Source organism: Geodermatophilus sp. SYSU D01186, assembly GCF_054050215.1.
This window is the reverse complement of record NZ_JBJGYW010000067.1, coordinates 1-8203: the sequence shown is the minus strand read 5'-3', so window position 1 is coordinate 8203 and position 8203 is coordinate 1. Positions and strand designations below refer to the sequence as shown.

Sequence of the window (8203 nt, the reverse complement as noted above, 5' to 3'; positions counted from 1 at the left end):
GGGGGCGGGCCTCCGGCATCGCTGAGGCCCGCCCCCCGGGGGTGTCAGCGGCGGAGGGTGGACCCGTCGGTGTCGACCTCGATCTGCTCCTTGCGGACCGTGTCGCTGACCTGCTGCTGCTCGGTGACGGTGTCCTTGTCCAGGCGAACACGCTCCACCGGCACGGCTTCCTTGGCGACCACGGGCTGTTCGGCGTGCAGCGTGACCTCGTGCTCCTCCTCGGAGATGGCGGGCCCGTCCAGCGCGTTGCCGATGTTGGCGTCGGTGATCGGCTCCCGCTCGAGCCGGACCTCTTCGCGCGAGACCGGCACGGTCACGCTCTGGTTCTCGGTGACGACGTACTTGCGCAGTCGCGCGCGGCCGGCCTCGGTGCGCTGGGTGCCGACGGCGAGACGCTCCTCGGAGCGGGTCATCGCCGAGTCGGTCGTCGGCCCGGACGTGTCGTGGCCCACCGTGCGGCCCTCGACGTCGTCGAAGACGTCGTCACCGTCCCGGTCCTGCCGATCGCGGCCGACGGTGCCTGCCGCGTCATGCCTTTCCGGTGTGCCCAGGCCGTAGTACCGGTAGAGCTCGGCCTCCTCCTGCGGGGACAGGTGACCGTTCTCGTCGTTGACCCGCGGGGCGTCCTTGACCTTCCCCTTCTCGTAGGGAAGGCGGAGCTGGTCACCGGCGAGGTCGGCCTGGGCCAGCGGGACGAGCGTCTCCTTGGTGCCGAACAGGCCGGTGTTGACCGTCGCCCACTCGGGGCGACCCGTCTCGTCGTCGAGGTAGATCTCGCCGACCTTGCCCAGCTTGCCGCCATCGCTACCGACGGCGGTGCTGCCGATGACCTGACTGATGTGCTGCTCGGTGATCATGGGACTCCTCTCGAGCGATCCGGATCTGGTGTCAGCGACACGCCCTTCGCCCGGGCGTGACGCGGTGGTTCGCCCCGCGCTGTCGCGAGCCGGAAGGCGGCGTGCGCCCGCCCGGCCCTCTCGATCAGCTCATGTCTTGCGGGAGCCCGACGTACCCGGGGAAATGCGATGAATAACCTTTGGCGCGATTGCTCGGCTAGCGGTCATCCGGCAGCCGTCCTACGTCACTCCGCGGGCGGGCCCCGACCTACGCGGCTCCTGACCGGGCGCCGGACCGGTCGTCGGGGCATTCAGGTGAGCGCCGGTCGTCCTGTGCGCTGGTCGCCGTCAGGGCACGTCGGTGGCGTCCGACAGCTGTCGGCGTGGACGATCTCCCTCGTCCGGCCGCGCCGAGAGCTCACGGCCGACACCCGGCCAGCAGGTCGAGGGAGGCAGGCAGGCTGTCGATGGGGGTGACCGAGAGGGGCAGGTGCTTGTCCGCCCATCCCGGTCCGGCGGCCACCAACAGTCGACCGCCGCGGTTCATTGGCAGCGCTGCGAACAAGTCCGCATCAGCGGCCCATGGCGACAGCGCCCAGACAACGACGGCCGACGGCTGGAGCCGCCGCGCCGCGGCCGTCGTCGCCCCGGCCGGCGTCGCGGCTCCGAGGAGTCGGCTGGGGACCCCGCGCTCGGACAGAGCCGCCGCCAGCACGTGCAGCGGCAGCACGTGGGCCTCGTCGGGGGCGCACACCAGAAGCACCGGCCGGGCTCGGCGCATCCGCCCGCGCATCGCCTGGTGGAGAACCTGCGTTGCGCACTCACTGAGCAGGTGTTCGACGGCAATGCAGCCGACGTCGTCTGCCCAACGGTCACCGATCCCGATCAGCGCCGGACGCAGCAGCGTCTCCCAGACGACAGTCACGCCCTGCTCTTCCACGGCACGAGCGAGCAGGGCCACGACCCGGTCACCATCCAGGCGCAGCGCCGCCTCCCGCAGCTGTCGCACCGTCACGTTCGCCGACCGTGGCTCCCTCGGTCGCCGGAGGGCGGGATCCGTCGAGGGCTCCGGCACCTCCGGCGGGAAGCCCTCGTCGCGTTGAGCGGTGGAGACCGCCCGCGCGGCTTCGGCCGTGGACACGCCCTGCAGCAGGAGCTGGCGCATCGTCTCCAGGCGGCTCAGGTCGGCCTGGGTGTAGCGCCGGTGTTGACCATCCCGGTGTCCGGACGGGCCCACGCCGTACCGGCGATCCCACGTGCGCAAGGTTGCGGGCGCGACCCCCAGCACCCGGGCGACAGCAGCAACCGACCATCGCGTCTGCTCGCCGGTCTCCCGAGCCCGCTCGACCACGCCAGGATCATCCCCCGGCGACCACCGGCGGTGGTCGTGCCGCTGCGCGTCTGGGCCGGGGCGCGTTGCGGAGCACCCGCGAACGGTGTCCCGCAACATCGCCGCGGAGCGGGTGACGGGAATCGGACCCGCGTAATCAGCTTGGAAGGCTTCGGCCGCCGGTCCGCCGGCGGGTCGGCCCCTTTCGCGTCCCCGGATCCGGCCCTCGGGACTGTCAGCGCGGGAGGTCGTTCTCAAGCCGCCATGTTGCCTCTCGCTGGCTCCGCCCCCAGTGCCGTTGGACGGCCGCAGGACTGGTCGGCGGCCTGAGTCGTCTCTGGTCGCGGTCCGCCCCCTCACCTGGCAGCAGAATGGGAGGCGGAGGTCTGGCTCGTGCCCCTCGGCGATGGGCTGGCCGGTGGTGGCGCGGCGGTGACGTCGGCCCCCGACCCGATGCCCTCGGTGTCCGGGGTGAGCGCTGCGAGGACGTCCTCCTCGTCGTCGAAAGCGCGTCGGACGGCGGCGTTCAGCAGCCGGAGCTGGCGGTCCAGCGGTTCCTGCCGGTCGGGGGATGCCACGTTCTTGAGGTCGGTCAGGGCCGCGCACAGCTTCCGGGTCACCTGCGGCTCCGACGCCCCGGCCAGGCGGATCTCGTCGAATGCCAGCCGGACGTAGCCCTCCCAGCTGACCGTCCGCTCGAGCAGGCGCACCACGCCGTCCTCGTCGCGGTGTTCACCACAGGGCAGCGGGCGAGCGGCGATCTGGCGCAGCAGGTCGTGGAGCCGGTGCAGTGCCTGGACCGTCGTCGTGGGGTCGTTGAACGGCTGTGCGATCGACCGCACGGCGATGTCGACGAGCTTCCGGAAGCCGTAGGCGAGGTCCTCGGTGTGCACGCGCTCTCCGGCGAGCAGGACGTGCCGGGTGACGTCGGCGACCCGGAGCCGACCGGCCGGGCTCCCGTCCCCACTCGCCGGCGACCGGGTGCCCGGGTGCACCCGGAACAGCGGCGCGCCGCCGACGACGAAGTCCCCGACGACGGGGACCAGCTCGAGCACGCAGTCCGCCCGGCGGGCCGCGGCCACCAGTGCGGGGCGGTCCACGCGGATCACGTTCCCGGGTCGCGCGGCGACGATCCCGTCCGGGCCGTCGGTGACGACGGGCAGGTCTCCGTGCTCGCGGGCGATGAACTCGCGGCTGCGGTCGCCGACGAGGTCGATCAAGCCGGCCACTCGCAGGCCCTGGCCGGCGTGGTGCACGAACAGGACGAGCACGACGATGCTCGCGAACACCAGGAGGTAGCACAGCAGCAGCGACAGTCCGGGCACCGTGCCGGTGTCGGAGCCGCGGATCTCGCGGAGGGTCAGCACCACGACCAGGAAGCTCGCGCCGAACAACCCGATCGCCAGCTGGCTCCACCGGTCGTTGAGCAGCGCCCCCACGATGCGGGGCGAGAACTGGCCCATCGCCAGCTGGACGGCGACCAGGGTCACCGTCAGGACGAGGGTGGTCAGCGACACCATGGCGGTGGCGAAGGAGGACAGGATCGTCTGGGCGTCGGACGGCGTCCCGGTCAAGCTCTGCGGGATGAGCCGGTAGCCCGTCGCCCGGTCCACGGCGAGCGTTCCGACGGCGAGGAGGGCGCCCGCGGCCAGGCAGGCGATCGGCAGCAGCCACATGCTGCTGCGGAGGAAGAGCTGGAGCCGCAGCCTGCTCATGCGGTGGAGGTACCGCCGACCGCGCCCCCGCGACCGGAGAGCAGCGGGGGCCCACCGTGGGGCGAGGTGCTGGAGGCCCGCGGCCCCGTCGCCTCGATGGACGACTCGTACCCGATCACGTTCTGCCCTCCGTGTGGACGGATGCGCGAGTGCGGACGCGCCTGAGCCGGCGACCTCGCGGAGCGGCCGTTCCGCTCATGGAACCGGTGCCGACGGGGCAGCGCCATCGGCAGAACGCCCCATTCAGGCCCGGCAGGGCGACGGCAACAGGGGCACGTAGAGGCCTTCGCGCTCGGCCCGCACGGCGGCCAGCGTCCTCGTGGGCGCATCGAGCTTGACGAGGATGTGCTCGAGGTGGGCAGCGACGGTTCGCGGGGCCACGACCAGGGCGCGGGCGATCTGCTGGTTGGAACACCCGTCGACCAGCAAGCCCAGCACCTCCAGCTCGCGCGGCGTCAGCCCCCGCAGGTCGGTCACCGCGGACAGGACGACCGTGCCGAGCAGGCTCGTTGGTGCCTCCCCGGGACTGGCCAGGACGGTCACGCGGACGTGCCCGTCCGGGGCGTGGCGGCCTCCGCGGGGCCACAGGAAGGACGCGAACACCCGGCCGTCGTCGATGCACGAGCGCGCGATGCTGACGACGGGCGATCCCTCGGCGAGCAGTGCGTCGCCGTCGAGGCCGGGCAGTGGCCGGGTGGCGCCGTCGCGGCACAGCACCGCACCGGCGGCCGCCCCCCGCACCACCCGCGCTGCCGCGGCCAGCGAGCGCAACGGGTCCGATCCGTGCGCCAGGACGGGGACCAGTTGGTGCAGCCGATGCCGCACGACCAGGGGCGGCGGCTCCTTGCTGCTGAAGAGCAGCGCCAGGTGTCCGACGTGGCGCTGCCCTCCGTCGAACAGGGCGACGCCCAGGGCCTCGTGGAAGCCGGCGGGGATGAAGCACTCCGCCCACGTCCGCAGGTCTGCGGCCGGGTAGGGCAGGTCGGACGGGCTCAGCGGCGGGCGCGCGCCGTCGGTGTGGGTCACCTCGATGTCCTGCGCCACCGTGGGACCGCTCAGGTACTGCAACGTCCTCTCGTCCAGGTCGGCACTGGCCACGGACGTGTAGCTGCTGCTCATCGGGTCGGCGACGGCCAGCCACGCGGCGTCGAAGGGCACGAGGCCGCGAAGTACCTCCAGCATCTCCTGCGCCCTTCGGGGGAGGGGGCCGGTCGAGGCCGCGATCTCGGCCAGTTCGAGGCCCGGCGTCGTCACCATCGATCCCCCCGCGCAGCGTCGGCACACAGGAACGATGCCGGAGGCGGTCTTCTACGCATCCCCGACGGCGGCCCATCCGCGCCTCTACCTACCGCGGGACGCGCGAGGTAGTCCCGGTCGCCGTGACGGAAAACGGCTGTTGTGCAAGGCGTTGGCTATCGGCATCCCTGGCGCGGGTGCGCAGCTCCTGGAGCAGTAGAGTGGATCATGGAGTTGCGCCAGCTCCGGTACTTCCTGGCGGTGGCTGAGGAAGGGCGCTTCAGCCGTGCAGCGCACCGGCTGCACATCGCCGCACCCTCCCTCTCCCAGCAGATCCAGGCCCTGGAACGAGAACTGCGCGTGCCGCTCTTCGAGCGCACGCCGCAGCGCGTCGAGCTCACGGTCGCCGGGCAGGCACTGGTCGAGCGGGCCAGGGTGATCCTCGCCGAGGTGGAGCGGGCCCGAGCGGACGTGCGCGCCGCCGGGGCGGGCCGCCAGCGGTTGACCCTCCGGGTGGCCAACATGGCCGACCTGGTCCTGGAGGGTCCGTTGAGGAGCCTGGGCCAGGGCATCGACGGGATCGAGGTCTCGGTGAGCTCCGGCCGGGGGGACGACGCCCTGGAGGCCGTCCGTCAGGGCCGTGCCGACGCGGCGGTCGTCTGGAGCCGGGCACCGGTCGACCGCGACCTCGACGGCGTCGTCCTCGGCTCAGTGCGCTTCGGAGTGGTCGTCCCGCTCGGGCACGGGGCCGCCGACTCGACGAGGGTGCCGGTCGCTGCCCTCGCCCGCGAGGTGCTGGTCATGTTCCCGCGGGAGCCGTTCGCCGGCGTCTGGGACCGCACGGTGGGCCACTTCTTCCCCGGCGGTGCGGGCCCCGAGCAGGTCGTCGTCGAACCGAATCTGCTCAACAGCCCGGAGGCGGTGCTGCGCGCGGTCGCTGCGGGCGTCGGCATCGCCGCCGGCATCCTGGGGATCGACCCCATGGGGATCGACGGGGTCGAGGCCCGGCGTCTGGACCCGGACCTGTGGCTGGAACTGGAGGCCGTCTGGCGGGCGCCGGCCGGGCAGTCCGTCCGCAGGGTCATCGACTTCCTGGTGGGATCCGCACGAGACCTCGGTACCGCCATCGAGGCTCCCGAGCACCTCGGTGGCGGCACCGGGACGTCGACCAGGGAGTGAGGACCACCTCCTGGCACCTCCGGGAAGTCGCCCTCGAGGGCACCACATCCGGGAGCCCGACCCGCGCCATCGGCGGAACGACCGATGACCCGGCACGGATCCCGACGGGAGTGTCCGGGCGTCACCTGCGACTCTCCGGCGAGGGACACTGCCCGCTGCGTCCGCCGACGGCCACTCTCGGACTCGTCGACCCCGCCGAGAGTCACCTGGTTCCACCGAGGAACACTCGCCGCGACACGACGACGCTCCAGGCCGGTCACGTGCGCGACGCAGGCGGCTCCCGCCCCGCGAGATCAGGCGACGTACGAATCTCGGCCCCCGACCCGATCGGCCCGGCTTCGGCCGCGATCCAGGCGACCTCGGCCGCGACCCACGCCTCCCCCGGCGGTGGCAGCTCAGCCATGCCCGGTTCCGTGGCGGCCGATCACCAGGAGGGCGGCACGAACAGCCCCGCCCGCTCCGCGCGCACCGCGGCGAGGGTCCGCGACGGCGCCGCCAGCTTGACCAGGACGTGCTCCAGGTGCGCGGCGACGGTGCGCGGGGCGACGACCAGTGCGCGGGCGATCATCGCGTTCGACGCCCCCTCGACCAGCAGCCCCAGGACCTCGAGTTCGCGCGGTGTGAGCCCGCGCAGGTCCCCGGGCGGTGACACCAGCACCAGCCCGGTCAGATGGAGCGGCAGGTCTGCGGGAGGAGCCATCGCGGTGATGCGCGGGTGCCCGTGCGCAGCGTGCCGGCCGCCCAGCGGCCACAGGAAGGACGCGTAGGTCCGGCCGGCGGCGAGGTGCTCGCGGCCCACCGTCGGCCGGCGTGTCGGACCTACCGGCGTCCGGGACGCCGCCGTCCGAACGTCGACGAGACGCCATCTGCCGGCAGCCGGCAGCCGGCAGGACAGTCGAACTCGACCGGCTCGCCGTCGAGCCAGCCCACGGCGGCGAACCGCCCACAGTCCGGGCAGGTCTCCCACGTCACGTGCTCACTCACCGACGATCCTCCCGACTGCGGCGGTGGAGGTCGGCGGGCCGAGGTGCCCGACAGCCGCCTATCGGAGCCCAGGTTCCGTCCGGTCGCGCGCCAGGTAAATCACGCCGTCCCGCTGGGCGGCATCGACGGCTCCGATGGCACGTGGGAGAGACAGCGGCGGGGGAGGGCCGGGAAGCTCCGGCCGCCCGGTGCCGGTGGTCCGCGTTCCTGGACGGGCTCTCGGCAGGATGACCGATGGAGATGCCGCCCCAGGGCGAGTAGTGCATGAGGGGACCACGCCACTCTCGGGACGGACGAGCGATGACCAGCGGATACTTCCCAGGCCCGTACGGCAGCCCCTTCGACGACTTCTTCGCCCGCTACATGGGCGGCCCTCGTCAGCCCCGCCAGCGCGTCGACATCACCCAGTTCCTCAGCGAGCACGCCCGGGAACTGGTGAACGCGGCCGCGCGCCGGGCCGCCGAGGTGGGCAGCCCGGACCTCGACACCGACCACCTGCTGTGGGCGATGACCGAGGAGGAGCCCACCCGGCAGCTGATCGGCCGCACGGGCGCCGATCCGGGGCAGCTGCGCGCCGAGCTCGACGGCCTGCCGCGTCGCGGCGAGCCGCGCGCCGAGACGCCGGCCCTCACCCCCGCGGCCAAGCGCGCCCTCCTCGACGCCCACCAGATCTCCCGGGCGCTGGGCTCCACCTACATCGGTCCCGAACACCTGCTGTTCGCGCTGGCGGTCAATCCGGACTCGCCGGGCGGGCGGCTGCTGCGCCAGCGGGGGGTCACGCCGGAGGCCCTGCAGCAGGCCGTCAGCGGCGGGGGGGGGGGGGGGGGGGGGGGGGGGGGGGGGGGGGGGGGGGGGCGGGGGCGGCGGGGCGGGGGGGGGGGGGGGGGGGGGCGGGGGCTCAGGGGCTCGGGGGCGTCTCGCGC

8 protein-coding genes are annotated in these 8203 nt (G+C 73.4%); 2 read left to right on the top strand and 6 right to left on the bottom strand.

What is annotated here, in order from left to right; translation table 11 throughout:
- Positions 1-44 precede the first annotated feature (44 nt).
- From ACI784_RS24995 to ACI784_RS24980, 4 genes are all read right to left on the bottom strand, one after another.
- On the bottom strand, positions 45-857 hold the full coding sequence (locus ACI784_RS24995; RefSeq protein ID WP_457015314.1) for a DUF2382 domain-containing protein: 813 nt from the start codon (positions 855-857) through the stop codon (positions 45-47).
- A gap of 397 nt (positions 858-1254) precedes the next feature.
- Positions 1255-2187 (bottom strand): MerR family transcriptional regulator, encoded by a 933-nt coding sequence (locus ACI784_RS24990; protein WP_457015313.1) that lies wholly within the window; start codon positions 2185-2187, stop codon positions 1255-1257.
- A 335-nt stretch (positions 2188-2522) separates the two neighbouring features.
- Positions 2523-3881, bottom strand: a complete 1359-nt coding sequence (locus ACI784_RS24985; RefSeq protein WP_457015312.1) for a DUF2254 domain-containing protein — start codon at positions 3879-3881, stop codon at positions 2523-2525.
- A gap of 243 nt (positions 3882-4124) precedes the next feature.
- A complete protein-coding gene (locus ACI784_RS24980; RefSeq protein ID WP_457015311.1) occupies positions 4125-5138 on the bottom strand; it encodes a response regulator transcription factor in 1014 nt (337 codons plus the stop codon).
- Positions 5139-5345: 207 nt separating this feature from the next.
- Between ACI784_RS24980 and ACI784_RS24975 the strand changes: the two genes are divergently transcribed.
- The gene (locus ACI784_RS24975) at positions 5346-6296 is read left to right on the top strand and encodes a LysR family transcriptional regulator (protein WP_457015310.1); all 951 of its coding nucleotides are present in this window, start codon (positions 5346-5348) and stop codon (positions 6294-6296) included.
- A gap of 424 nt (positions 6297-6720) precedes the next feature.
- Here the strand turns inward: ACI784_RS24975 and ACI784_RS24970 are convergent, their stop codons facing one another.
- Both ACI784_RS24970 and ACI784_RS24965 read right to left on the bottom strand, forming a co-directional pair.
- A complete protein-coding gene (locus tag ACI784_RS24970; protein ID WP_457015309.1) occupies positions 6721-7095 on the bottom strand; it encodes a response regulator transcription factor in 375 nt (124 codons plus the stop codon).
- Between the two features lie 20 nt (positions 7096-7115).
- The gene (locus tag ACI784_RS24965; RefSeq protein WP_457015308.1) at positions 7116-7280 is read right to left on the bottom strand and encodes a hypothetical protein; all 165 of its coding nucleotides are present in this window, start codon (positions 7278-7280) and stop codon (positions 7116-7118) included.
- 300 nt (positions 7281-7580) lie between these two features.
- Between ACI784_RS24965 and ACI784_RS24960 the strand changes: the two genes are divergently transcribed.
- Positions 7581-8203, top strand: a 623-nt coding sequence (locus ACI784_RS24960; RefSeq protein ID WP_457015307.1) for a Clp protease N-terminal domain-containing protein, incomplete at its 3' end; no start/stop codon positions are given.